At 67.5% G+C, this 23,997-nt stretch carries 24 protein-coding genes; 6 read left to right on the forward strand and 18 right to left on the reverse strand.

Features of this window, described 5'->3' with window-relative positions; translation table 11 throughout:
- The first annotated feature begins 15 nt into the window (after positions 1-15).
- Positions 16-810: an OmpA family protein gene (locus tag sphsw_RS09825; RefSeq protein ID WP_031440464.1), complete on the forward strand. Its 795-nt coding sequence runs from the start codon at positions 16-18 to the stop codon at positions 808-810.
- 263 nt (positions 811-1,073) lie between these two features.
- Positions 1,074-3,605 carry a DNA topoisomerase (ATP-hydrolyzing) subunit B gene (gene gyrB / locus sphsw_RS09830; RefSeq protein WP_031440465.1) on the forward strand — a complete coding sequence of 844 codons (2,532 nt, stop codon included), beginning with the start codon at positions 1,074-1,076 and terminating at the stop codon, positions 3,603-3,605.
- Between the two features lie 53 nt (positions 3,606-3,658).
- On the opposite strand, the gene sphsw_RS09835 is transcribed toward gyrB, so the two are convergent.
- The 5 genes from sphsw_RS09835 to sphsw_RS09855 form a co-directional block, all read right to left on the reverse strand.
- Positions 3,659-4,720, reverse strand: a complete 1,062-nt coding sequence (locus sphsw_RS09835; protein ID WP_031440466.1) for a LuxR C-terminal-related transcriptional regulator — start codon at positions 4,718-4,720, stop codon at positions 3,659-3,661.
- 114 nt (positions 4,721-4,834) lie between these two features.
- Positions 4,835-5,293: a Csu type fimbrial protein gene (locus tag sphsw_RS18340; protein WP_081874255.1), complete on the reverse strand. Its 459-nt coding sequence runs from the start codon at positions 5,291-5,293 to the stop codon at positions 4,835-4,837.
- Positions 5,281-7,584: a fimbria/pilus outer membrane usher protein gene (locus tag sphsw_RS09845; protein ID WP_160172630.1), complete on the reverse strand. Its 2,304-nt coding sequence runs from the start codon at positions 7,582-7,584 to the stop codon at positions 5,281-5,283. Before sphsw_RS09845 ends, sphsw_RS18340 begins: the two co-directional genes overlap by 13 nt.
- Positions 7,585-7,594: 10 nt before the next feature.
- Complete coding sequence (locus sphsw_RS18345) at positions 7,595-8,290, reverse strand: fimbrial biogenesis chaperone (protein WP_052380907.1); 696 nt, start codon at positions 8,288-8,290, stop codon at positions 7,595-7,597.
- Between the two features lie 66 nt (positions 8,291-8,356).
- A complete protein-coding gene (locus sphsw_RS09855) occupies positions 8,357-8,878 on the reverse strand; it encodes a Csu type fimbrial protein (protein ID WP_052380908.1) in 522 nt (173 codons plus the stop codon).
- Between the two features lie 495 nt (positions 8,879-9,373).
- Here sphsw_RS09855 and msrB point away from each other — a divergent pair, with 495 nt between their 5' ends.
- On the forward strand, positions 9,374-9,826 hold the full coding sequence (msrB, locus tag sphsw_RS09860) for a peptide-methionine (R)-S-oxide reductase MsrB (protein WP_031440471.1): 453 nt from the start codon (positions 9,374-9,376) through the stop codon (positions 9,824-9,826).
- A gap of 40 nt (positions 9,827-9,866) precedes the next feature.
- Here msrB and sphsw_RS09865 read toward each other — a convergent pair whose 3' ends face one another.
- The 11 genes from sphsw_RS09865 to sphsw_RS09915 all read right to left on the reverse strand — a co-directional run bounded on the left by sphsw_RS09865 (position 9,867) and on the right by sphsw_RS09915 (position 18,395).
- Positions 9,867-10,292, reverse strand: coding sequence for an organic hydroperoxide resistance protein (locus tag sphsw_RS09865; RefSeq protein WP_031440472.1), 426 nt, complete (start codon positions 10,290-10,292; stop codon positions 9,867-9,869).
- Positions 10,293-10,403: 111 nt separating this feature from the next.
- A complete protein-coding gene (locus sphsw_RS09870) occupies positions 10,404-11,435 on the reverse strand; it encodes a sensor histidine kinase (RefSeq protein ID WP_031440473.1) in 1,032 nt (343 codons plus the stop codon).
- A complete protein-coding gene (locus sphsw_RS09875; protein WP_031394819.1) occupies positions 11,436-11,879 on the reverse strand; it encodes a response regulator in 444 nt (147 codons plus the stop codon).
- Entirely contained in the window at positions 11,876-13,384 is a 1,509-nt protein-coding gene (locus sphsw_RS09880; RefSeq protein WP_031440474.1) for a sensor histidine kinase, read from the reverse strand. The genes sphsw_RS09875 and sphsw_RS09880 overlap by 4 nt, the downstream gene beginning before the upstream one ends.
- Positions 13,385-13,569: 185 nt before the next feature.
- Positions 13,570-13,812 (reverse strand): hypothetical protein, encoded by a 243-nt coding sequence (locus sphsw_RS09885; RefSeq protein ID WP_031394821.1) that lies wholly within the window; start codon positions 13,810-13,812, stop codon positions 13,570-13,572.
- Between the two features lie 357 nt (positions 13,813-14,169).
- Positions 14,170-14,415, reverse strand: coding sequence for a hypothetical protein (locus sphsw_RS09890; protein WP_031440475.1), 246 nt, complete (start codon positions 14,413-14,415; stop codon positions 14,170-14,172).
- Between the two features lie 110 nt (positions 14,416-14,525).
- Positions 14,526-15,266 (reverse strand): exonuclease domain-containing protein, encoded by a 741-nt coding sequence (locus sphsw_RS09895; protein WP_031394823.1) that lies wholly within the window; start codon positions 15,264-15,266, stop codon positions 14,526-14,528.
- 66 nt (positions 15,267-15,332) lie between these two features.
- Entirely contained in the window at positions 15,333-15,788 is a 456-nt protein-coding gene (locus sphsw_RS09900; protein ID WP_031440476.1) for a PH domain-containing protein, read from the reverse strand.
- A 79-nt stretch (positions 15,789-15,867) separates the two neighbouring features.
- On the reverse strand, positions 15,868-17,235 hold the full coding sequence (pgmG, locus tag sphsw_RS09905) for a phosphoglucomutase/phosphomannomutase PgmG (protein ID WP_031440477.1): 1,368 nt from the start codon (positions 17,233-17,235) through the stop codon (positions 15,868-15,870).
- Positions 17,236-17,251: 16 nt separating this feature from the next.
- Positions 17,252-17,506 (reverse strand): molecular chaperone DnaJ, encoded by a 255-nt coding sequence (locus sphsw_RS09910; protein ID WP_031440478.1) that lies wholly within the window; start codon positions 17,504-17,506, stop codon positions 17,252-17,254.
- 34 nt (positions 17,507-17,540) lie between these two features.
- Positions 17,541-18,395: a division plane positioning ATPase MipZ gene (locus sphsw_RS09915; RefSeq protein WP_042467017.1), complete on the reverse strand. Its 855-nt coding sequence runs from the start codon at positions 18,393-18,395 to the stop codon at positions 17,541-17,543.
- Positions 18,396-18,470: 75 nt separating this feature from the next.
- On the opposite strand from sphsw_RS09915, the gene panC reads away from it, so the two are divergent.
- Positions 18,471-19,322, forward strand: coding sequence for a pantoate--beta-alanine ligase (gene panC, locus sphsw_RS09920; protein WP_031440480.1), 852 nt, complete (start codon positions 18,471-18,473; stop codon positions 19,320-19,322).
- An 80-nt stretch (positions 19,323-19,402) separates the two neighbouring features.
- A complete protein-coding gene (locus tag sphsw_RS09925; protein WP_031440481.1) occupies positions 19,403-19,699 on the forward strand; it encodes a sel1 repeat family protein in 297 nt (98 codons plus the stop codon).
- A 45-nt stretch (positions 19,700-19,744) separates the two neighbouring features.
- On the opposite strand, the gene topA is transcribed toward sphsw_RS09925, so the two are convergent.
- Positions 19,745-22,366 (reverse strand): type I DNA topoisomerase, encoded by a 2,622-nt coding sequence (gene topA, locus sphsw_RS09930; RefSeq protein WP_031440482.1) that lies wholly within the window; start codon positions 22,364-22,366, stop codon positions 19,745-19,747.
- Between the two features lie 413 nt (positions 22,367-22,779).
- On the opposite strand from topA, the gene sphsw_RS09935 reads away from it, so the two are divergent.
- Entirely contained in the window at positions 22,780-23,046 is a 267-nt protein-coding gene (locus tag sphsw_RS09935) for a hypothetical protein (protein WP_031440483.1), read from the forward strand.
- Here the strand turns inward: sphsw_RS09935 and dprA are convergent.
- Positions 23,015-23,997: DNA-processing protein DprA (gene dprA / locus sphsw_RS09940; protein ID WP_031440484.1), on the reverse strand; the 983-nt coding region annotated here is incomplete at its 5' end. The two genes, sphsw_RS09935 and dprA, sit on opposite strands and share 32 nt — an antisense overlap.

A 23,997-nucleotide genomic window follows, 5' to 3' on the forward strand; every position in this document is an offset into this window, starting at 1 on the left:
GGGCGACGGAGAGACATGATGAAGACGACTATCGCACGCGCCGCATTCGGGCTGGTCATGATCGCGGCAACCACCGCACCGGCATTCGCGCAGGCGCGCTATGACATGAGCAACCCGCCCTGGTCGCGCCCCGGTTACCGGCTGGCGGGCGCGGGCGTGCCGATCCTGTTTCCCGAACTCCGCAATACCGCGCGGGGCCGTGCGTTCGTGATGCCCAATTTCGACGCGAACGGCGATGGCCGGATCAACCGGCAGGAAGCCGACGACGCCAACCGCGAATTCGCCCGCATCGCCGGGCCGCGTCGCGACCGGTTCGACTGGGCCGCCTATGGCCGCGACCCGGGAGGCTATCGCGGCGACCGCGGCGGCGGCACCACTGTGGTCGAGACTAGCACGACGTGGGACCGCGGCGCGATGCGCAACTACGGTTTCCGCCAGACGCCACGCGGCGCGACGCTGACCCTGCAGGAGGACGTGCTGTTCCGCACCGACAGCGCGGTGCTGCGCCCCGGGGCGATCGAGAAGCTGCGCCCGCTCGCGCGCTATCTGCGCGGCAATCCGGGCGTCCGCGTCGCGATCGACGGATTCACCGATTCGCGCGGGTCCGATGCGCATAACCAGGACCTGTCCGAGCGCCGCGCGGCGAGCGTCCGCCAGGCATTCGACGACATGGACGTCGTCCGCGCACGCTTCAGCGTCGTCGGCCACGGCGAACGCCAGCCGGTCGCGACGAACGGGACCGCCGCCGGCATGCGCCTCAACCGCCGGGTCGAAGTCACCCTGCTCGGCCGGCGCGTCGACCACTTCTGAGCGCAAGCTCCCTCTCCCCCGGGGCGAGAGGGAAGGGCCAGGCTCCTCCCCGGCGAAGGCCGGGGCCCAGGTGGGGGACGTCTCTGACGGAAGGGGTCGCTGCGTTACGACCACCTTTCCAACTGGGCCCCGGCCTCCGCCGGGGAGGCGACGTGTTTGGAGCGAGGCTAGAGCCGAACGCTGTCCTACGCCTCACGACCCGACCCCCGGCACTACAGGCCATTTCGCTTCCGTTTCGGGCGTGCGATGCCTATATGCTGGGCATGGCATCCAACCCTGAATCCAACAATCCCAACCTGCCCAACCAGGGCGACTATGGCGCAGACTCGATCAAGGTCCTCAAGGGCCTCGACGCGGTCCGCAAGCGCCCCGGCATGTATATCGGCGACACCGACGACGGGTCGGGCCTCCACCACATGGTGTTCGAGGTCAGCGACAACGCGATCGACGAGGCGCTTGCCGGGCATTGCGACCGGATCGACATCGTCCTGAACGCCGACGGTTCGGTCAGCGTCACCGACAATGGCCGCGGCATCCCGACCGGCATCCATACCGAGGAAGGCGTGTCCGCAGCCGAGGTCATCATGACCCAGCTCCACGCCGGCGGTAAGTTCGAGAACACCAGTGACGAGAACGCCTATAAGGTCTCGGGTGGCCTGCACGGCGTCGGCGTCTCGGTCGTCAACGCGCTCAGCGAATGGCTTGACCTGACGATCTGGCGCGACGGCAAGGAGCATTACATGCGCTTCGCGTTCGGCGACGCGGTGCTCCCGCTGAAGATCGTCGGCGACGCGGCCGAGGGCCAGAAGGGCACGCGCGTCACCTTCTTCCCGTCGCCCGCCACCTTCAAGATCACCGATTTCGACTTCGACAAGCTCGAACATCGCTACCGCGAACTCGCCTTCCTTAATTCGGGCGTGCGCCTGTTCCTGACCGACGCACGGCATGAGGAACTGAAGACCGTCGAGCTCTATTACGAAGGCGGGATCGCCGCGTTCGTGAAGTATCTCGATCGCGCCAAGCTGCCGCTGATGCCCGAGCCGGTCGCGATTTCGGGCACGCGCGACGACGTCACGATGGACGTCGCGCTCCAGTGGAACGATTCCTATTACGAGAACGTCCTCGCCTTCACGAACAACATCCCGCAGCGCGACGGCGGCACGCACATGGCCGCGTTCCGCGCCGCGCTGACGCGCACGCTCAACAACTATGCCGAGAAGTCGGGCCTGTTGAAGAAGGAAAAGGTCCAGCTCACCGGCGAGGACATGCGCGAGGGTCTGACCGCGATCGTCTCGGTCAAGCTGCCCGATCCGAAGTTCAGCAGCCAGACCAAGGACAAGCTCGTCTCGTCCGAAGTCCGCCAGCCCTTGGAAAGCCTGATGGCCGACAAGATGGCCGAATGGCTCGAGGAGAACCCCGCGCACGGCAAGGCGATCGTCGCCAAGATCATCGACGCCGCCGCCGCGCGCGAAGCCGCCAAACGCGCGCGCGAACTGACGCGCCGCAAGGGCGTGATGGACATCGCCTCGCTGCCCGGCAAGCTCGCCGACTGCCAGGAGCGCGATCCCGCCAAGTCCGAGCTGTTCCTGGTCGAGGGTGACTCGGCCGGCGGTTCGGCCAAGCAGGGCCGCGATCGCCATTTCCAGGCGATCCTCCCGTTGCGCGGCAAGATCCTGAACACCGAGCGCGCGCGCGAGGATCGCATGTTGTCGAGCCGCGAGATCGGCACGCTCATCACCGCGATGGGCACCGGCATCCGCGACGACTTCAACGCGGACAAGCTGCGCTACCACAAGATCGTGATCATGACCGACGCAGACGTCGATGGCGCGCACATCCGCACGCTGTTGCTGACGCTGTTCTACCGTCACATGCCCAAGATCATCGAGGGCGGCTATCTCTACATCGCGCAGCCGCCGCTCTACAAGGCGACCAAGGGCCGGTCCGAGATGTACCTGAAGGACGATGCCGCGCTCGACGAATATCTGGTCGATGCGGGCGTCGGGTCGATGGTCCTCGAAGGGCCCGGCGGCGCCCGCTCGGGTCGCGACCTAAAGGATCTGGTCGATCACGCGCGGCGGATGCGCACGCTGATGCGCTACGTCCCCAAGCGCTATGACGCGGGCATGATCGAGGCGCTGGCGCTGGGCGGCGTGTTCGATCCCGAGGCGTCGGTCGCGGACCGCACGTCGCGGCTCGAGATCGTCACGCGGCGGCTCGAACTCGACGACGGCGATGCGCGCTGGACCGCCGAGCTGACGCAGGATGGCGGCATCCATTTCCAGCGCGCGTGGCGCGGGGTGACCGATCACCACATCATCGAGGCGAGCTTCCTCGTCTCGGCCGAGGCGCGCAAGCTGCACGCTTTGTCGGCCGAGCAGTCGGACAGCTATGCGCGCACCTCGAACCTCGTCCCCGCGAGCAAGGCAGCGCACGCCGACGAGCCCGAGGCGGAAGACGCCGCAGAGACCGGTGCCGGCGTGATCGGGTCCGCCACCGCGGTCGCGACGCGCGGCTCGACGCAGGTGTCGCGCCCGAGCCATCTGCTCGACGCGATCCTCGCCGCGGGCCGCAAGGGCCTCGCGATCCAGCGCTACAAGGGGCTGGGCGAGATGAACGCGGAACAGCTGTGGGAAACCACGCTCGATCCGTCGGTCCGCTCGATGCTGCGCGTCACCGCGGTCAATGCCGAGAGCGCGAACGAGATCTTCACGCAGCTGATGGGCGAAGTCGTCGAACCGCGGCGCGAGTTCATCCAGGACAACGCGCTCAACGTCGCCAATCTCGACGTCTAGGGCGCGTTTCGCTTCCGCGGACCGACGCGCAGGGATCGTCCGATCCGGGTGCGTCAGTCCGGTTTGGCAAGGCGTGGCGCGTCGGTTTTGCGGATGATCGCGCCGAAATGCGTCTGGCCGTCCTCGCGCCACATCGACAGCGACAGGGTGACGGCCAGTTTCGACCCGCCGCGGTGCGTCGCCTCGAGGGTGACGGTCGTCCCGACCAGATGCGCAGCGCCGCGGGCCGCGAGTTGCTGAAGGCTCAGGGCGTTACCTCGTTCTCGCGGATCGATGATGGCGATCGTCTGACCCAGCGCCTGGTCGGTGCTGAAACCGAACAGCGTCTCGCATGCCGCGTTCCAGACGATGATCCGGCCGTCATGATCCGCACATAGAATGCCATCGGGAGAGGTCGCGGCGAAATTGTCGAAGCGGGACCGGCCCGGGTCGGGCAGCTGTGGCACGTGGTTCGTCAGCGGCGACCCCTCACGCAGGCTGCGCGCGAGTTCGGGCGTGTCGAGCCAGCGTTCGCGGGGCGCAAGCCCGCCATCGACCGCGACATAGACCATCTCCGCCACGCTGCTGACGTTCAGCTTGCGCAGCGCCTGTGCGCGGTGCCCCTCGACCGTGCGCGGGCTGATCGCCATCGCCTGCGCGATCGCCTTGTTGGTCTGGCCGACGATCATCGCGCGCACGACATTGCGCTCGCGCTCGGTCAGCAGGTCGAGACGCGCGCGCGCCGCGCCGCGCTGCAGCGTCCAGTTCACCAGCGTCGCGACCCGTTCGAACGCGCGGTCCAGCGCGGCCGCCAGCGTTTCGGGCTCGAGCGGCATGTCGAGCACCTCGGTCGCGCCCAGTTTCATCGCCTCGACGGTGACCGTCGCATCGGTCCGCGCCGTGATCGCGATCGCCGGCCAGCGGATGTCGCGTTGTGCCAGCGCGGAGAGCAGCCCCAGGCCGTGCGCCGGCGGCGTCCGCAGCTCGATCAGGATCGGCGCAGGCTTGAGCGTGGGCAATTGCTCGAGGAACAGGTCGGCATGGGCAAAGGGCCAGACCGTGATGCCCGACGGCTTCAGACAGGCCTGCAGATGCCGCCGCGTGCCGCTGTCGTCGTCGATGACGTATAGGATCATGGCTGCTCCGGTCGGTGGCGGTGCCAGGGGCCCGAGGATGGTGCCGCGGCCGGGACGATGAAATTCGGCGTTACACGGTAAAGTCCAAGAGTTCGAGGGGGCTGTCGCGCGCGTTCAATAGGTGATGCTGACCCAGAGGATGTCGCTGTAGGATCCCGGCTTCAGCTGCGTCTGGCGGGCCGGTGCGCGCGCATAGACGGGAATCGCGGTGCTGGTCGCGACCGCGGTGCTGCTGACGGTGCTGCTGCCATTGGTGCCGTCACCCCAGACTCGGGAGTGCGCAGGATCCATATAGAGATTGTAGAGCAGCGCCTGGGCGCCGCCGGTCATGGTGCGCGCGCCATAGTCGCCATTGCCCGGGCCGATCGCGATGACGACGCTGGTTTCGACGTCGCAGCTGATCGCGATGCTGGTGACGGCATCCTGTGGCGCCGATGCGAACGGATCATAGCGGCCCAGACTCAGTTGCTGCGGACTGACGCTGCAACTGGCTGCCGCTGCCGGTGCCGCGGTCGCGAGTAGCGCGAAGACAAACGCGGCGGCGATCGCGCTGCGACCGATCATGAGGTGCATGTGAAGGTTCCGAGATCGGGTTGGGTCTGTCCGGCGGGGACGAAGTCGAAGGCGAAAGCGCACCCGCCGCCGGCAAAGGTGGCGGACACGCGATTGCGCGTGGCCAGCCCGGTCAGATAGGCGTCGCCGCCGGGCGCCAGCAGAAAGGCTTCGCCCGCGCCGTTCAGGTGAAGCACGGTGCCGGCGGGAAGCGGGTTGCCGTCCGCACCGACCACCCGGAGCCGCGCATCGCTTGCCGCGCGTGCGCCGAACCGTACCGCGACGCCGCTGCGATCATAGGGCCGCACCGTACGCTTGGTCTCGTCGATGATCGCGTCGAGCGGCAGGTCCTCGGCCTCGATCCGGATATGATTGTCCTGAAACGGCAGCAGCCGCGGGATGACCAGCACGCCCGCCGCGTTCGTGCGGCCGACCAGCTGGTTGTCCGAATAGACGCGGACATTGGCGTAGGGGCCGACGCGCACGGTCCCGAAGCTCTGCTCGATCCGACGCGCGGCGAACACCGCGCCATCGACCGTCGCGACCGATCCGACCAGCTGCAGCCGCCCGCCCGACGCACCGTTCAGCCGGGTCACCTGCGCATCGATACGGCCGATGCCGCTCTGGGCATTGACCTCTGCATCAAGCCGCTCGATCGCCCCGGTTTCCGCCTGCAGCCGGTATCCGACGCCGTCTCCATAAGGGAGGTTGCGTTGCAGCGTCGTCGTCGCGCCGAGCTCGCCGTCGCGCAGCTGCACGCCGGCGGTGGCGCTGGTCCGCTGGCCGAACGGGACGGTGAGGCGGAACTGCACCGTCGTGTCACGCGCGCCGGCAAAGCTCCGGCTCGCATTGAGGCTGAGCGCGCCGATCCGGCGGAGCCGCATCGACGCATTGGCATTGCCCGACAGGATATCGCCCCGCTGGTCACGGCTGCGGCGCCACAGGAGAGAAGCTGTGACCGACCCATAGGGCGTGGGCGTGCCGATAAAGCCGGTCACCGTGCTGCGCGCGCGCCGATAGGCGGTCGAATCGCCGACCGTCGCATAGTCCGCGGTGGTGATCTCGCCATTGCCGCCCAGCGACAGGCCGCGCGTCTGGCGTTCGAACCCGATTCCGAACAGGCCGCCGCCGCCCCGGTCCGAATGGCTGCCCGCGGCCGAGAGCGAGAAGATCCCGACCGCGGGCCACAAGGCGCTGACCTGCATGCTGGTCGCCTGCATCCTGCGGGTGGTTTCGCCATGCGCCTCGACCGTCAGCCGCTCGGTCACACCATAGCGATGCGTCGCCGACAGGATCGGCGTGCCATAGTCGAAGCTCGCCCGCGTGAAATTGCGCCGCAACACGCCGATCTCGTACGAGAAATCATGCAGGCCCCGGCGCAGGATCTGCGGCGCGGCATAATAGGATTGCGTCACCCGCGTCTCGCGACCCAGCGCATCGCGCACCACCAGCTGGATATCGCCGCTGCCATTGACCACCGGGACGTCGGTCAGCGCGAACGGTCCGGACGCGACGCTCTGGCGGTTCTGGAGGATGTTGTTGACATAAAGGTCGACGACCGAGGGGACGGCGGCGCTGCCGTTCAGCGTCGGCAGCGCCATCGTCAGATAGCCCGGCTGCGTCGCGAAATTGGTCGCGAGCTGAAGGCCCGCGAACCGCAGCGCACCGGTCCCGGTGCTGCCGCGAGTCACGCCGTCACCGATCCGCAGCGATCGCAGCCGCGCCGGGTCGTCGATCGTCCAGTTGGTATCCAGCCTGACGAGGCTGCGTCGCCCGTCGCCACTGTTCCCCGTGCCGGCGATGAAGCCCGTCCCCATCGTCCCCGCGCCGCTGAACGCGCCCAGCTCGAACAGGCCGTCGAGCGAGGACGCGCCGGACGCGGTCTGTGCGGACAGGTCGTAATTGAGGAAGCCGCCGATCCCGCTGCGCGTCATCGGCCCGTCGGTCCGGCCCGACAGCAGCGCGCTCGACGGCATGAACAATGCCGCCGGCGCGGTGATCGACAATGTCTGCGTCGCATCGTCGAGGCCGGCGACAAGCCCTTCCGCCGTGTCGAGCCGAAGATAGGTCTCGCCCTCGAACAGCCGCGTATCGTCCTCTTTCAGCACCAGCCGCCACGCGCGTGCCGCGTCTCCGGTGACGTACAGCGCGTCCGCATCGTACAGCACCCAGACCGGATCGGGCTGATCGATGCCGTTGATCCGGATCGCGAGCAACGCCAGACGCAGGTCCGCCGGCGCCGCAGCCTGCCCCGCCGCCGGGATGGGCGCGGGGTCGGCTGCGATGCCGGGCGAACCCGCGGCCAGAAGCACGATTGCCAGACTAGCGCGCGGCCAGATTCGCCGTGACTTCGTGCTCGCCATCGGCGGTGCGGATCGCGAGCGTCAGCGGCGTCCCGTTCGGGAGTTCGGGATGCTTGCCGATCTCCCATTGGCGCATGCTCTGCGGCAGGACGACGCCCATCGCGTTGCTCAGCACGGTCGATGTGCCGCCCGTCCCCATCCCCGTCCCCGCCCGATGTGCGATGCCGGTGACCTGCGCGATCGCGCCGCCGGTGTTGCGCGCTTCGAGGACGATATTCCCGGCCGGGCGCCGCCAGGCGGTCCAGGCGACGGCGGCCTTGGCGGCCGGATCGGCGACGATATAGAGCGGCAGGTTCAGCTTGACCGCGATGCGCACGCCGTTCGCCGTCGCCGGCCCGGGGATCTCCTGCAGCATCACGCGATAGGCGGCATTGGGCATGCGGTGCCGCACGCCGATGCGGACGAGTTGCGGTGCCCGCGTCGCAGCGGTGAAGATGGGTGGCGACGCGATCAGGTCGTCGGTCGGCGTATAGACGTCCTTGCCGTCGACCTGGGTCCAGCGAAAGGCGGACACCCGGATCGATACCGGTACATCCTCGCCATTGGTGATGGTCAGCGATCCGATCGGGCGGTTGGCGGGCAGGGTGAGCGTGACCGGGCTGACGCGGAAGTTGCTCGCGACCGCATCGCCGGGCAGGGCGATGGCGGCGGCCATGCAAAGACCGGCCGCCGTGAGGCGACCGGTCTGCAAGAGGCTCATAAAGCGCATTGCTTGAAGAGCTTAGTAGTTAACCGTGACCTGGACGACATCCGCATAGGTTCCTGCTGGTATGCCCGTCTGGCCAGCCGGGATGCTGCCGGCCAGCACGATCGGCACAATGGCGCCGGTGCCGGTGCCGGTGATCGGCAAGGTGCCGCCCGTGCCATCACCCCATGGGCTGGTCGTGGTGTTGTCATTGTACAGGACGTAGTTCAGCGGCTGGCCGCCCCCGGCGGTCGAGGTCATCCCGCGCAAGGCCATCGTTGCGCCGGTGCCGGTGCCGATATCTGCCGTTGCGGTCCATCCTGTGTCCATCGTGCACATGACGTTCAGACCACCGGTGCCCGCATGCGCGGCGCCATCGGTCACATCGGCGCCGCCGAACTGCAGCGCGGTCGAGGTGACCACGCAGCTCTCGGTGACTTCGGCGTTGGCGGCGATCGTCGTGCCGGTGGTCTGCGCCGATGCCGGAAGGCCGACGAAAGCGGTCAGGCCGAGCGCGGACGCCAGCGCGAATTGGACGCGCATGTTGTTGATAGCCATTGGTAATTCCCAGGACTGGGCGCAGCAGGACATACCTTGCGCCACTCATGTCGAGCCGTATCTGTCATCAAGAGGCTTCTTGAAAACATGCCGCCTCATCGATGCAGTTCTACGCCAATGGCATTGCGAAGACCTGAACAAATGTACAATATCTCCCACGTAGATCTACGTGGACATGCATGGTCTTGACTTAGGATGGTCGTCGATCATTGCCGTACATCATGACGAATCATGGTAAACGGAATGAGTTTCGATGGTTAATACTAGGTGAAAGACTGAATGCTGGCAAGGCGTGCAGTGCGCAGGGGCGTCACATGCCCCGGGATTGTGAAGATCGCGGCCCGGGCACCGGCTCATCGGGCTGGCTATCACTGTCGCGTGGCCATTCCTATAGCGCCAACGCCCCCTATATCCCGTCGGCACCCTGCTGACCGGACGCAGCTTTCGCGCATCCCGGCCGGCCAACCGACGCGGATCGCCGCGTGAGAGGACAGCATGACAGAGTATAAGAAGACCGACGCCGCGCTCGCCAAGCTGACGCCCGAGCAATATTACGTCACGCAGGAAAGCGGCACCGAGCGGCCAGGGACGGGATCCTATCTCAACACCCGCGAACCCGGGCTCTATGTCGACATCGTGTCGGGCGAACCGCTGTTCGCGTCGGCCGACAAATTCGACTCGCACTGCGGCTGGCCGAGCTTCACCAAGCCGATCACCCCCGCGCATGTCGCCGAGCTGCATGACCGCAGCCACGGCATGGTCCGCACCGAGGTCCGCTCGGCGGGCGCGGACAGCCATCTGGGGCATGTCTTCGAGGATGGGCCGCGCGACCGCGGCGGGCTGCGCTACTGCATCAACTCGGCCGCACTCCGCTTCGTCCCGCGCGACGCGATGGAAGCCGAGGGGTATGCGGACTATCTCGACCAGGTCGACGCCGCAGGCGCGTGACGGAACGGCCGGCCGCTCGCGCGGCCGGCCACCCCGTGGGTCAGGCGAGCGTCAGCCCGACATCGACATTGCCGCGCGTGGCGTTCGAATAGGGGCAGATCTGGTGCGCGGTATCGACCAGCTTCTGCGCCTGCTCGCGGTCGAGACCCGGCAGCGCGACGGTCAGATCGGTGGTGATGCCGAACCCGCCCGCATCGCGCGGACCGATGCCGACCTTGGCCGTCACCGACACATCGTCGGGCAGCTTCATCTTCAGCTGCTGTCCGGCGACCTTCAGCGCGCCGATGAAGCAGGCCGAATAGCCCGCCGCGAACAGCTGTTCCGGGTTGCTCCCGTCACCACCTGCGCCACCAAGCTCCTTGGGCGTCGACAGGGCCACCGCGAACCGGCCGTCCTCCGACCGTGCCTGACCGTCACGACCGCCGGTGGCGGTTGCCGTGGTGCTGTATTTCACATCGACCGACATGCTGAATCTCCTATCTGTTTATCGCGATAACTAAATAGGAGTGCGTGTCGGCGCTGTCCAGAGCCGCGCGCTCTGACCAGCATCGACAATCCTGCTCGTAACTGACGGAGGTCAGCGCACCTCGGCGCGGAGCGTCGCGCGAACGCCGCGATGCGCGCGGTCATATTCGACGATCGAATGCAAGCTCTGCGCCATCGCGCGGATCAGCTTGGTGCCGAGCCCCGTACCCCGCGGCGTGGCGTCGGCGGGCATGCCGCAGCCATCATCCTCGACCGCCAGTAGGAACTGGCCGTCATCGGTCTGCGACAGCGTCACGCGGACCTCGCCCGATCCCGCGGGATAGGCGTATTTGCAGGCATTGGTGACGAGTTCGGTGACGATCACGCCCAGCGACACCGCGCGGTCGGTCGCCAGCCGGATCGGTTCGGCGACCAGCCGCAATGCGCGTGGCAGCGCCTCGCTCGACCAGGTCTCCGCCAGTTCGTCGACCAGCGCGCCGAGATATTCGCGCATGTCGACGCTCTCGACATCGTTGCTCGTATACAGGCGGCGATGGACCTGCGCGATCGCCTGGATCCGCCGCTGCGTATCCTCGAGCGCCTCGCGCGCGGCCGGGTCGGTCAGCGCCCCCGCCTGCAGGCTGACCATCGCCGAGACCAGCTGCAGCGAATTGGCCACGCGGTGGTTCACCTCGCCGAGCAGCGCCTCGAGCCGTGCGTTGGTCGCGCGCAGATCGGCCTCGGCGACGGCCTTGGCCTGTTGCAGCACCGACCGCGCGCCGACCTGTTCGAACGCCGCATCGAGCAGCTCGAAAAACTCCTCGCCGACGGTCTTCACGACATAGTCGGCCGCGCCCGCCTTCAGCGCGGCGACCGCGATCCGTCCCTCGTCTGACCCGGTGACATAGACGACGGGGGGCGCATCGGGCAGCGCGCGCAGCACGTTGAGCGTCTCGAGCCCGTCCATCCCGGGCATGTAATGGTCGACCGCGATCAGGTCATACGGTTCGGCGCGCACCATCGCGATGCCGTCCGCGCCCGACTCGGCCAGCGTCATATGGTACCCGCGACGCTCCATCGCGCGCCCAACCAGCCGCCGGATACCCGCATCGTCATCGATATAGAGAACGCGTTTGCCGGTCATTCAACTCTCGGCCGAGGGGACCTGGATCACCGACAGGAACAGGCCGAGCTGGCGGATCGCCTGGGCAAAGCTCTCATAATTCACCGGCTTGGTGATATAGACGTTGCAGCCGAGATCATAGCAGCGCTGGATCTCGACCTTGTCGTCGGTGGTCGTCAGCACAACGACGGGCGCGCGTCGCAACGGGCTGCCCTCCGCCTTGATCCGCGCGAGGATGTCGGTGCCGCTCATGTCGGGCAGGTTGAGGTCGAGCAGGATCAGCGCGGGGCCGCTCTTCGCCGGACCGTCGGCCGCATCGAACAGGAAGTCGAGCGCGGTCGTGCCATCGGTGAAATGGCGGATATCGTTGAGGATGCCCGCACGGCGGATGTTCTTCTCGATAAGGCGCGCATGGCCCTCGTCGTCCTCGATCATCACGATGCCGACGGATTTGTGATCGTTCATGCCACGGGATCCTGTAACCTGAGGTCGAAGGGGAGATTGAGCAGGAAGGTCGCGCCTTCGCCGAGCGTCGAGACCACGTCGATCGTCCCGCCCAGCCGATAGGCCAGCGCGCGGACATGCGCGAGGCCGATGCCCTCGCCGGGCTGGTCCTGCGGCCCGGCACGCCGGAACAGGTCGAAGACGCGCTGGTGATCGCCCGGCGCGATCCCGCGGCCATTGTCGATGACCGACAGGATCACGCGGTTGCGCTCGCGCGTGCCGGCAAGCCGGATCACGCCCGGCCGTCCGGGCTGGAGATATTTGGTCGCATTCTCGATCAGGTTCGACAGGATCTGTTCGAGCGCGAGCCGGTCGGTGACGAGTGCGGGCAGCGGGCGGTCGATCGTGACGGTCGCGCCGCGATCGTCGATCAGATGCTGGATCGACGCGACGATCGCGTCCCCGACGGCGGCCGGGTCGACCGGTTCGGGGGTGATCGACCGCCGCCCCTCGCGCGACAGCTTCAGGATCGCGTTGATCAGCCGGTCCATCTTCTGCGTCGAGGCGCGGATGAAGCCGATCGCCTCGGGCAGATCCTCCCGCGCGGCGATCCGCGCCTCGGGCGTGACGATCTCCGGGGCGATCGCCTCCGCACGGTCGATCAGTGCGGCCAGCGGCGCGGCGGCCTCGGCCAGCTCCGCGGTAAAGCCCATCACGTTGACGAGCGGCGAGCGCAGGTCGTGGCTGACGATATAGGCGAAACGCTGGATCTCGTCATTCGCCCGGCTGAGATCCGCGGTCCGTTCGACTACCTGATCCTCGAGCGTCTCGTTGAGCAGGTGCAACCGGTCGCGCGACGCACCGAGATCGGCGGTGTAGCGCCGGATCACCAGGATCGCGAGGATCGCCACGACGAGGAGGAGCAGCGCTGCGAGGCCCGCCACCGACAGGAACAGCATGTTCGACCGCTGCTGGCGGTCACTGCGGATCTCGAGCAGGCGAACTTCCTCGGCAGCCATCGCCCGCAGCCGGTAGCGGATGCTGCGCATCAGCGGGACGCTCGCATCGACCGCGAACCGGCGTTGCGCCTCGCCGATCCGGCCCGCGTCGACCAGCGCGATCGACTGGGTCCGCAGGCTGCGCAACTGGCCCACCCGCGGTTCGATCAGGTCGAGCCGCGCGGTCTGGCGTGGATTGTCGTGGGTCGAGGAGCGCAGCGCCGTCAGCGCCGGCGCGAGCCGTTGGGCCGTCGTCTCATAGGCCGTCGAGAACAGGGGCAGGCCGGTGAGAAGATAGCCGCGCCGCGCGGTTTCCGACTGCTCCATCTCGACCTGCAACGTGGCGATCGCCTGGCGGACGTCCTGCGTATGAAGAATATCGGCGGTGTAGCGCGCGTTACGCACCGTGATCCAGCCGATCGCGACCGCGGCAGCGGCCAGCGCGACGAAGCCGAGCGTCATGAACGCGACCAGCCAGCGGGCGATGCGCCCTTCCGACTGGGGAAGTTTCAAGCTGATACGCGCCATATGCGACCCGTCTAGGATACCGCCTATCGTTACGCCAGCGATACTGACGGACGGCGGCCGGAGAGGGTGGATACCGGCGGCTGCGCGACGGCGATTGCGAGGATCGGGGCGTCTGGCCGCGCCGGATGGGCATCGACACCGGCCCGCCAGGGTGGGGCCGGCGCCAGCGCCGACCCCGTTATGTCTTAGTTGCTGTCGGAGTTGTTGTCGTCGTCGATCGCGAGATACAGCGCGCCGCCCACGGCGACGGCAGCGACGGCGACGATGACCAGACCGGCACCGGCAACCTTGTTCTTCTTGGCAGTCGGCGATGCAGCGCGCACCGACTTGGCGACCGACAGCGACGCTGCGGAATTTGCAGCAGCATTTGCCGCGACGGGCATGGCCGAGACGGCAACGGCAGCAGCCGTGAGAAGGATCTTACGCATGAGAACAACTCCGTAACTTTATGAGAAGAGCGCACAGTATAGGCGTTTGTATTAAAAATGAAGCAACGTCTAAACCGATCGGGGGCAATTATCGGTCGCCGACCGTGACCCTAGGGCAACAGTTTTCGGGTGCTGGCCTTGCCAACGCGGCGGTCGCCACTGTGCCGCATCGATCGCGGGATTGGCCGAGACCCGGAGATCGCAATCGCGATCGGTCGGGATGGCCATCAAGATCACGGATCATCATGACCCGGTGATATCGTCGTCATGGTTCGACTTTGGCAGGGCCTCTAACCCGCCCGACAAGGCGAGACCGCTGCCGTTCGAGCGGATGACATCGCTACGCCGTTCGTTTGCTCAGTTGCTGTCCGAATCCTCGTCGTCGCTCGAGGCGAGCAGAATGGCGCCGCCCACGATGACAACCGTTGCGAGCAGGGGGACGATCAGGCTCGGACCGGCAAGCTTGGTCTTCCTGACGGTCTGCGTCGATACACGCACCGACTTGGCGACAGACAATGGCACCGCTGCGTTGGTGGCTGCATTCGCGGTGGCCGGCATCGTAGCGATTGCAAATGCTGCAGCAATGATGATGAACTTGCGCATGAAGGGGTCTCCACTTCACCGAAGGAGACACGATCATAGTTCAATTCACGAATAATATAAACGCGCGCAATGTTTTGGTACGTATTATATGTATCCGCCGCGAAGTCGCTCTAGAGCAACAGTTCCTGCGCGCTCGCCTTGCCGACACGGCCGCCACCACTTCGCCGATCCATCTCGTGATTGGCGGTGAAGCGGATATCGGGATCGCGATCGGTCAGGAACGCCATCAGGGTCTCATGATCCAGTTCGGACCATTCCTTGCCGCGGTCGGGGCCATAGCGCACGCGCGGGATCAGGCCGGGATCACGCGACCATTCGATCAGCTGCGCCAGGCTCGCCTCGTTGAGCATGTCGCGCAGATGGAAGGCGGTGACATAGGCGTCGGGGAAGGCGCGATGCGCGGGCAGGCCGCGCTCATGCTCCATCCCCGCGGGCTTGCGCCAATAGCGCAGCACCTGGTTCGAGAAGCTCGGCGAATCGGGCCACAGCCGAAGCGCGCATTTCCAGGTACAGATCCATTCGGCATCGCGGGTCAGCGCGGGGGTGCAGAATTTCTGTTCGAAATCGGCACGGTGCGCCGCCAGCGCGAGCCGTCGCGGCCAGGGATCGAGCACCTGACGCGCGCAATCATGCCACCAGGGCGCATCGGCGACATGCTCGTCGAGAATATGGTGGATCGCCTGCGTTACCGGCGGAATCAGCCGGCCCGGATTGACCAGCAGACTGCCGCCCTCGCCGTAGATTTCCCAGCGCCCGTCCTCACCCAGCGCGACGTCCTGCCAGCCGATCTCGCACACGCCATGCGCGGGGGGAGCCGATCCGGTGGTCTCGAGGTCGATGACCCGGATCATCTGCGGCTGGGGTTTGGGCTTTGCATAAGATGGCGCCATGACTGCCATGTGGGGACAAAAGCGCGGCTAATCCAGCGCGTATGCACCATCCCGGTCGATATCGACCTCGCGCACGCCGCGCCGCTGGCGCGCACGGTCGACGAGCGTGCGCAGCCCTTCGCGCCGGTCGCGCGCCATCGGCACGTCGCGCAGGACGAATTCGCCGCCGCCGGTCGTGCGATCGGTCGACGTCAGCACGATCGTGCCGATGTCGGTCATCTGGTTGAGCAGCGAATAGCCGAGCCGGACGTCCTTGATCCGGTAGAGCTCGATCTCGTCGATCGTCTTGAACAGGATGCCGCGCTTCACGATCAGCCGCTGGTCGGTGATCTCGAAGGTCGTGCTCCGGTTCCGGAGCCAGCGCAGCCCGATCAGCACGAAACCCACGCCGACCAGGCAGGTCAGCAGCGTTCCCCAGCCGGCAAAGCTGCCGAGCAGCCAGCGGCGCGTGCTGGACCGGAATTCGTCGATGGGTCGCTCCACGCGGCACTCCTTGGGATGATGGCGGAGGGTAGGGTAGCCCGGCCCCGAGTCAATCGCCGCGCGCGGGGCGGCACGCGGATCAGGCTCGCGTCACCCCGCAGGCCGCGAGGTGCGCATCGACCGCGGCGAGCAGGCTGGCCAGCGCGTCGTCGGTGCGTGCCTCGGCGCGCACCGTCAGCATCGCCTGCGTGTTCGACGCGCGCAGCAGCCACCAGCCATCGGGCGTGGTGACGCGCGCGCCGTCGGTCAGGTCGACCACCGCGCCCTCGCGCGCCAGCCGTGCGACGACCGCGTCCACCACCGCGAATTTCTCCGCATCGTCGACCGGGAAGCGCAGATCGGGCGTCGCGACCAGCGCCGGCATCGCATCGTGCAGCGCGGTCAGCGACTGTCCCGACAGATGCACCGCGCGAATGAGGCGGACCGCGGCATAGGCGGCGTCGTCGAACCCGTAATAGTCACCGGCGAAGAACAGGTGCCCGCTCAGCTCGCCGCCGAGCGGGGCGCCGGTGCGCGTCATCGCCGTCTTCATCAAACTGTGCCCGGTCGGCGCCATCACCGCCTTGCCGCCAAGCGCGGTGATCCGGTCGAACAGCGCCTGGGACGACTTCACGTCCGCGACGATCGATGCACCGGGATGCTCGCGCAGCGCGGGCTCGACCAAGATGGACAGGATCTGATCCCCCCAGATCACCCGCCCGAGCGCGTCGACCGCGCCGATCCGGTCGCCATCGCCGTCAAAGGCCAGTCCGAAGTCGAGGTTGTTTTCCGTGACGAGCCGCTTCAGATCGGCAAGGTTCGATTCTTCGGTAGGATCTGGATGATGATTGGGAAAATTGCCGTCGACTTCGGCGAAGATCACATGATGCTCACCCGGGAGGAGCTTGACCAGCGCCTCGATCACCGGGCCCGCGGCGCCGTTGCCGGTATCCCAGCCGATTCGGTACGCGCCGCCGGCATAGCCCGCCATCAGCCGGCCGACATAGGCGTCGCGCAGGTCGACGGTGGTAACCACGCCGGCGCCTTCGCTCCACGCGCCCGACGCGGCAAGCGCGGCAAGATCCTGGATGTCGTCACCGAAAAATGGGGCGTGACGCAATACCATCTTGAAGCCGTTATACTCGGCGGGATTATGGCTGCCGGTTACGTGGATGCCGCCATCCACTTCTAGCGTCGCCTCGGCATAATAGAGCATCGGCGACGGGCCGAGACCGATCCGGACGACGTCGACCCCGCCCGCGACCAGCCCGGCGACCAGCGCCGCCTCGAGCGCGGGGGAGGACAGGCGACCGTCATAGCCGACCGCCACGCGGGTGCCGCCGACGCTGCGGACGCGCGTCGCGAACCCCCGGCCGATCGCGGTGGCATCTGCAGGACCGAGGCTTTTGCCGACGATCCCGCGAACGTCATATTCGCGCAGCGCGCTGGGGTCGAACTGGTGCGTCATACGTCTCTGTGTCGGCTTATCGCGTGCGTTTGAGCAGCAGGTCGCGCGCGGCATTCACCCGCCGCGTCAGGTCGGTCGAGCCGCCGCGGTCGGGATGGACCGAGGCGATCAGCCGCCGGTGCGCGCTGCGGACCGCGTCGGCATCCGCACGCGCGTCGATCCCCAGGATCGCGCGCGCCTCCGCCTCGTCGGTCACCACCCGCTGTTTCGGCTTGGGGCGCAGATACCGCCAGGCCAGCCAGATCAGCAGTGCGGTGGCGATCCACGTCACGCCGCGGCCCTGCGGCGGACCGTGGTGCGGTCCGTCATGCAGCGACATCCGACACGGGGCCGGGCGACGCCGGCGCAGCGGCGCGCGGCGCGGTTTCGGCGACCAGCTCGGGCAGCTGCAGCGCCGCCATCATCTCGCGCAGTTCCTGGCGCGCGGCGACGTGTGCCAGCCCCATGCCGCCGAATTCCTTCGCATCGATCATCGTCAGCCCGGCGGGGAACATCTCACGGTAGATGACGCGCTCGCCGAGCCCCGGAATGATCCGGAATCCGACCCGCTTCGACAGCTGGACCAGCGCATCCGAGACGCGGCGCATGTTGCGCGCCTCGATATGCTGGAGGCGGTTGCGCAGCACGACCCAGTCGATCGTCGTCCCGTCCGCGCGGGCGCGCTGCTTGCGCGCATCCCAGATCAGCTCGGAATAGAAACTCGGCCGCGTCACCTGGAAGGTTTCGGGATCGACCTGCCCGATCAGATCGAAATCGACGAAGCTGTCGTTCATCGGCGTGACCAGCGTGTTCGAGAGCGCGGCGGCGGTGCGCGCAAACGGATCGTCGCGGCCGGGCGTGTCGACGACGAGGAAATCCGAGTCCGCGCACAGCGAATGCCACAGATCCTCGAACTGGTCCTCGGTCTGCGCCGACAGCGTCGCGTGACGCGGCATCGGCAGCGCGGAGCCGGTGCGCTTGATCGTCTCGGCGCGGTTGTCGAGATAGCGGCCGACGGTGCGCTGGCGGTGGTCGAGGTCGAGACAGGCGACGCGCGCGCCCCTGGCGGCCAGCGCGATCGCGACATGGACCGCGGTCGTCGATTTGCCCGTGCCGCCCTTCTCGTTGGCGAACACGATGACGTGCGTCGAAGCGTGAGGGGAATCCGGGCCCGTGGCCAACGCGCGTTTCCTTATTGATCGTGAGTGACGCCCTTCATAGAAGCCGCGACCGTACTTATCGAGTGGGAGTTTCACGTGGACACCGTCAGGGACCTGAATATGCTGCGCGAAAGCGTCGCCGCGTTCCGCGCGGCCGGCCAGCGCGTTGCGCTCGTCCCGACGATGGGGGCGCTCCACGCCGGCCATGTCGCGCTGATCGAGGCGGCGAAACGCCCAGGCACGAAGGTCGTCGCGTCGATCTTCGTGAACCCCAAACAGTTCGGCCCGAACGAGGATCTCGCGCGCTATCCGCGGCGCGAGATGGCCGACATCAGGCTGCTGAACGAGGTCGGCTGCGACCTGCTCTGGGCGCCGGGCGTCGAGGTCATGTATCCCGAAGGCTTTGCCACCAACGTCAGCGTCGCCGGGGTGAGCGAGGGCTTTGACGGGGCCGCGCGCCCCGGCCATTTCGACGGCGTCGCGACCGTCGTCGCCAAGCTGTTCAACCAGGTCGGCGCGGATGCCGCCTATTTCGGTGAAAAGGACTTCCAGCAGCTCGCCGTCATCCGCCGGATGGTCACAGATCTCGACTTCGCGATCGAGATCGTCGGCGTCCCGACGCAGCGCGACGATGACGGCCTCGCCATGTCGTCGCGCAACATCTATCTCGACGACGACCAGCGCCGGCAGGCGGTCGCGCTGCCGCGTGCGCTCGGCGTCGCCGCGCGTGCGATCGCCCGCGGCGAGGATGTCGCCGCCGTGCTCGACGACGCCCGGACCGCGCTGGTCGGCGCGGGCTTCGCGATCGACTATGTCGCGCTCGCGGATGCCGAGACTCTCGTCGAGCAGACGGGTGCGGAACAGCCCGGCGCGGCCCGCCCCCGGCGGCTGCTCGCGGCCGCGCGGATGGGCACGACCCGGCTGATCGACAACATCGCGGTCGACTAGGCAATCCTACGGAATGCCCCGTTAACCATTGAGCAGGCCGAGTCGGTCCAGTCTGTCGGCAGGAACAGCGGGGACCGACAATGGCTGGCAGGCTCAAGACCAAGAATTTCCTGATCGAACGGCGCCTCGCCGATGCCGCGCGCGGCGACGAGCGCGCCTGCTACGAACTCGGGATGGTGTATTCGACCGGCACCGCGGGCGTCGTGCTCGACCTGATCGAGGCGCATAAATGGTTCAACCTGGCGGCGGTGTCGGGCAATCACGCGGCGCAGGAATGCCGCGCGCAGATCGCCGAGGACATGAGCCCGCGCGACATTGCGGTGGCGCAGCGCGCCGCGCGCGACTGGATGCAGTTGACGCAACGCCGCGCGGCGTAAGCCTTCTGTCTGTATCCTCCCCCCTGACGGGGGAGGATCAGGGCGTCATTCCGCTGCGGCCTTCTTCTTCGGCGCTGCCTTTTTCGCAGGCGCCTTCTTGGCCGGAGCCTTCTTAACCGGCGCCGCCGTCGCCTCCCCGTCCTTGGCCGCCGCGGCCTTGGCCGGTGCCTTCTTCGCCGCGGGCTTCTTGGCGGGCGCCTTCTTCTTCTTCGTCGCAGGCGCCGCCGCGGCCCGCGCGTCGATCAGCGACGCGGCTTCCTCCAGCGTCAGCTGGTCCTTCTCGATCGACTTGGGCAGGGTCGCATTGGTCGTGCCGTCGGTGACATAGGGACCGTAACGCCCCTCCATCAGCTTGATCTCCGCCTCGGTGCGCGGATGGTTGCCGAGCACCTTGAGCGGCGCCTGCGCCCCGCGCGCGGTGCGACCGCCGCCGGCCGCCGCTTCGGCCAGCTTCACGACCGCCGCGTTCATGCCCGTCTCGAACACGTCCGCGGTCGTGGTGAGACGCGCATATTTGCCCTGATGCTTCAGATACGGCCCGAACTTGCCGATCGTCGCGATGATCGGCTCGCCGGTCTCGGGATGATTGCCGACCGTCCGCGGGAGCGAGAGCAGCTTGACCGCCCATTCGAGGTTGAGCTCGCCGATGTCCTTCGGGATCGACGCCATCTTGCGATCCTCGCCCTCGCCGATCTGCAGATACGGGCCGAAGCGTCCCGACTTGCGCTCGATCGGCTGGCCGGTGTCGGGATGCGTGCCGAGCGTCGACGGACCCGCATCCGTCTCGGCGTCACCGCCGGGCTGCGCGAAGCGGCGGGTGTATTTGCACTCGGGATAGTTGGAGCAGGCGATGAACGCGCCGAACTTGCCGCCACGCAGCGCGAGCTGCCCCTCGCCGCAATTCGGGCAGAGCCGCGGATCGCCTCCATCCGCCTTGGCGGGGAACAGGTACGGCGCGAGGAAGGTGTCGAGCTCGGCGGTGATCGCGCTGGGCTGCTGCTCCATCACCTCGGACGTGCGCGGCTTGAAATCGCGCCAAAACGCGTCGAGCACCGACTGCCACTGCGCGCGGCCGCCCGACACGTCGTCGAGCTCCTCCTCGAGTTCGGCGGTATAGTCGTAGCCGACATATTTCTCGAAGAAGCGTTCGAGGAACGCCGTCACCAGCCGCCCGCTCTCCTCGGCGAAGAAGCGGTTCTTCTCGATCCGGACGTACGCGCGGTCCTTCAGCGTCTTGATGATCGAGGCATAGGTGGACGGGCGACCGATGCCCAGCTCCTCCATCCGCTTGACGAGGCTGGCCTCCGAGAAGCGCGGCGGCGGCTGCGTGAAGTGCTGCTCGGCGTCGACCTTCTTCTTGGCGGGCGCATCGCCCTCCTTCATCCGCGGCAGGCGGCGTGCGTCCTCGTCCTGCGTGTCGTCGGCGCCTTCCTCGTACAAGGCGAGATAGCCGGGGAAGAGCACGACCTGACCGGTTGCGCGCAGGATGTTGCGACCCGTGCCGTCGGCCATCTCGACCGTCGTGCGTTCCATCCGCGCCGACGCCATCTGGCTGGCGAGCGCGCGCTTGAAGATCAGGTCGTAGAGGCGCGCATGATCGCCGCCGCCGGCCTTGTCCTTGGAAAAGTCCGTGGGGCGGATCGCCTCATGCGCTTCCTGCGCGTTCTTCGCCTTCGACTGGTACTGGCGCGGCTTGTCGGGGACGTAGCTCGCGTCGAAGCGGTTCGCGACCGCGAGGCGCGCGGCTGAAATCGCGCTGCCGTCCATCTGCACGCCGTCGGTACGCATATAGGTGATCGCGCCGTCCTCGTAGAGGCCTTGCGCGATCCGCATCGTGTGATCGGCGGAGAAGCCGAGCTTGCGCGACGCTTCCTGCTGGAGCGTCGAGGTCGTGAACGGCGGCGGCGGGTTGCGCGTGGCGGGCTTGGTCTCGACCGTCTGGACCGAGAAATTGCCGTCGAGCACCGCCTGCTTGGCCCGCAGCGCGTCGCCCTCGTTCCCGATCGACAGCCGGTCGAGCTTGTTGCCCTCGAACTGCGTCAGGCGCGCCTGGAACGCGGTGCCGTCATGCTCCATCTCGGCGGTGACGGACCAGTATTCCTGCGGCTTGAACACGTCGATCTCGCGCTCGCGCTGGACGATCAGGCGGAGCGAGACCGACTGGACGCGGCCGGCGGACTTGGCGCCGGGCAGCTTGCGCCACAGCACCGGCGAAAGCGTGAAGCCGACGAGGTAATCGAGCGCGCGGCGGGCGCGGTAGGCGTCGATCAGGTCGTCGTCGAGCTCGCGCGGGTTCTTCATCGCCTCGGTGACGGTGGCCTTGGTGATCGCGTTGAAGGTGACGCGCTCGACCTCCTTCGGCAGTGCTTTCCGCGCACGCAGCACTTCGCGGACGTGCCACGAAATCGCCTCGCCCTCGCGATCCGGATCGGTCGCGAGGATCAGGCGGTCGGCCGTCTTGGCGAGGTCGGTGATCGCTTTCAGCTGCTTCGACTTGTCGGCGTAATTCTCCCACGTCATCGCGAACTGGTCGTCGGGATCCACCGAGCCGTCCTTGGGCGGCAGGTCGCGGACATGGCCGTAGCTGGCCAGCACGCGATAGTCGCTGCCGAGATACTTCTCGATGGTTTTGGCCTTGGCAGGCGATTCGACGATGACAAGCTGCATGGGGAAACCGGGATCCTTACGTGTACGCGTACGAGGGTGACGGCGTTCGGGTGGTGCCGTCAAGCAGGCGCTTGGTCGGCATGAATGCGCCAGATAGGGCGCCCGCGCCCGTTTGTCAGAGGCAGGGCGGGCGCGGTGGCAGCATCGCGGTGCGCGATCGCGGGCGCGCATCGTGCAGACCGGATGGCGTCCCCGCCCGGGACGGATCGAAGTGATGTCGATAGAGCATATGCTGGATAGTTGATCCAAATCAGGTTAATTGTTGGTGTAAGATCGCATCGATCGGCGCTCATTTCGGCGGATTGCATGACATATCAGGGCCCTCTGCCACGCTGCACCGCCCCCGACCGGGAAAGCGCGTCCTGTCGCGCCGGGACGTCGATCACTGTCCGGGTGGATCCGGCGGGTGTCGCATGACCCCCGCGGCACTCGTCCTCGCGCAACGCAAATGCACGGTGCTGGCGCGACGGATCGCGACGCTGCGCCGGGCCGCGCTGCGCACGACCACGCCGCTCCTGATCGAGGACGATCAGCGCGAGCTCGACGGATTGATCGCGACGATCGAGCGGGCCTGCGACGATGCGGACGCGCTCGCCCGGAAACAGCGTGCGGCGATCGCGCTGGCGCTGGCGACCACCGGCGTTGCGCCTAGCCGGCGGGCCCGGCCCAGATCAGGCTGACCCGCCCGCCCGCATGCCGTTCCAGCCGGCCGGCCAGTTCGAGCTCGAGCAGGATCAGCTGGACGATCGCCGGCGCCCGGTGCGACTGGCGGACGAGTTCGTCGATCCCGACGGGGACGGGGCCGAGCAGGTCGGCAACCGCGCGCCGGTCGGCCTCGCTCGCATCGTCCGGATACCCACCGCCGGTGTCCTGCCCGGTATAGGCGTCGACGGGGGAACGGACCGAGCGGCTGTCGAACGGACGGATCTGTTCGAGAATGTCCGCGGCCGACTGGACGAGCGTCGCCCCCTCGCGGATCAGCAGGTTGCACCCCTGCGCACGCGGATCGAGCGGGCTGCCGGGCACCGCCATCACTTCGCGTCCCTGCTCGGCGGCGAGCCGCGCGGTGATGAGCGAGCCCGATTTGGGCACCGCCTCGACCACCACCGTCCCGATCGAGAGCCCTGCGATGATGCGGTTGCGCGACGGGAAGTTGCGCGCCTTGGGTTCGGTCCCGGGCGGCTGTTCGGCGAGCAACAGCCCGTGCGTGGCGATCGCGTCCTGCAGCGCAGCGTTGTCGGGCGGGTAGGCGATGTCGATACCACTCGCGATGACGCCGATCGTGCCGCCGGATCCGGTTCCCGTGCCGTTCTTCCCGAGCGCACCGACATGTGCGGCGGTGTCGATCCCGCGGGCGACGCCCGACACGACCGTCGTGCCCGCCTCGGCGAGCGCATGCGCGAGTTCGCGCGCGAAGCGGCACGCGGCGGCAGAGGCGTTGCGCGCGCCGACCATCGCGATGCACGGCCGGGTTGCATGCGCGATGTCGCCGCGCAGGATCAGCACCGGCGGCGCGGTCTCGGTCTCGGCCAGCAGGCGGGGGTAATCGGGGTCGTCGACAAAGAGGTAGCGGGCGCCGAGCCGCGCTGTCACCGCCATCTCGCGGTCGACCAGCGTCCGGTCCGCGACCC

The sequence above is a fragment of the Sphingomonas sp. FUKUSWIS1 genome (assembly GCF_000733135.1).
Classification (GTDB): Bacteria; Pseudomonadota; Alphaproteobacteria; order Sphingomonadales; family Sphingomonadaceae; genus Sphingomonas; species Sphingomonas aerolata.